The following is a 1105-nucleotide window of genomic DNA, read 5'->3' as shown; positions in this document are numbered from 1 at the left end:
CTTAGTAAATTAGGGTTTCTTTTTTATTCAATATCATATTTTGTAAATGAGCTAACCCCCAATAAATCGTTCTCAAGATGTAGTGTTCTATAGGATTGCTTATACTAAAATAACATGTGTCATTATTAAAAATAAAGAATTATAAGAGAAATTTATGAAAAACATTGTAGCTATCGCCGTATTAATTGCACTTGAAATTGTTGTTATTGCACTTCTAAAAGTATTAGGAATCGTCGATTCTCATAGTACACTGGCAGTAATTATCGTTATTATTTTTTCATTTGTTGAGCGTTTTGTTTACGTCAAAAAATTTAAAAATTAAATGTGTATTTCAATGATGATGTATCTGTGGTTGATTGAAGCATTTATGATAAAATAGAACTATGACCTACTATGAAAATTACATGACTGGACACATCGTACTTCCTCATGCTATGCTGGAGCATTTCGCTCAAGTGTTTCCTTCGGCAGAGGATTTTTTGGTTTGGCTCTATTTATATGAAAATCGTGATATAGCACCAAGTGAAATTGCAACTAAAATAGGAAAAAAACTTGCCGATGTGAATCGTAGTATTGACAACCTTCAAGAGTTTGGCTCTTTAAAAGTCACTTTACTCGGAATTGCTGGAGATATGGAAACCATTTTTGATGTCACACCAGCTTTAAAAAAGTTAGACCAACTGGATGGTTTAGCTAAAGAAGAGCATGCAGAAACAACTGCACCAACACAGCAAAATAAGAGCCAGCTACAAGAATTGGTCAATATTTTCGAAGCGGAAATGGGCATGATTACTCCAATGCAAAGCGAAGAGCTTCGTATTCTCTTGTTTGAAGATAAGTACGACTTTGAGCTCATTAAACTTGCTCTACGTGAAGCAGTGGTGAACCGCAAGGTTTCGCTCAACTATATCAAAGCCATTTTACGCAACTGGCGTAATGACGGCTTGATGAGTATTCAAGCGGTGGAACAGCGCAAGGAAGAACGTAACGAAGCAACGCAAAACCATAAAAATACTGATTTCTATATCCCGATGGATGGGCCCTGGAACGGAAAATAATATGCTGAGTAAGAAACGATTTTTAGAAGCTTTAGATATCATTGTCG

The 1105-nt window shown here is 35.4% G+C and carries 2 protein-coding genes; both read left to right on the top strand.

Features of this window, described 5'->3' with window-relative positions; translation table 11 throughout:
• Positions 1-154 precede the first annotated feature (154 nt).
• Complete coding sequence (locus LACDD01_RS12120; RefSeq protein ID WP_019299349.1) at positions 155-322, top strand: hypothetical protein; 168 nt, start codon at positions 155-157, stop codon at positions 320-322.
• A 61-nt stretch (positions 323-383) separates the two neighbouring features.
• Positions 384-1058, top strand: coding sequence for a DnaD domain-containing protein (locus LACDD01_RS11245; RefSeq protein WP_061415335.1), 675 nt, complete (start codon positions 384-386; stop codon positions 1056-1058).
• Positions 1059-1105 lie beyond the last annotated feature (47 nt).

The organism is Lactococcus sp. DD01, from assembly GCF_001578715.1.
In the GTDB taxonomy this organism is placed as follows: domain Bacteria; phylum Bacillota; class Bacilli; order Lactobacillales; family Streptococcaceae; genus Lactococcus; species Lactococcus petauri.
The sequence above is the reverse complement of the archived record's forward strand: the minus strand, read 5'-3'. Positions and strand labels throughout refer to the sequence as shown.

Excerpts from the sequence above, each read along its gene's own strand:
- LACDD01_RS12120 (WP_019299349.1), top strand. The coding sequence starts at position 155 with ATGAAAAACATTGTAGCTATCGCCGTATTAATTGCACTTGAAATTGTT.
- LACDD01_RS11245 (WP_061415335.1), top strand. The coding sequence starts at position 384 with ATGACCTACTATGAAAATTACATGACTGGACACATCGTACTTCCTCAT.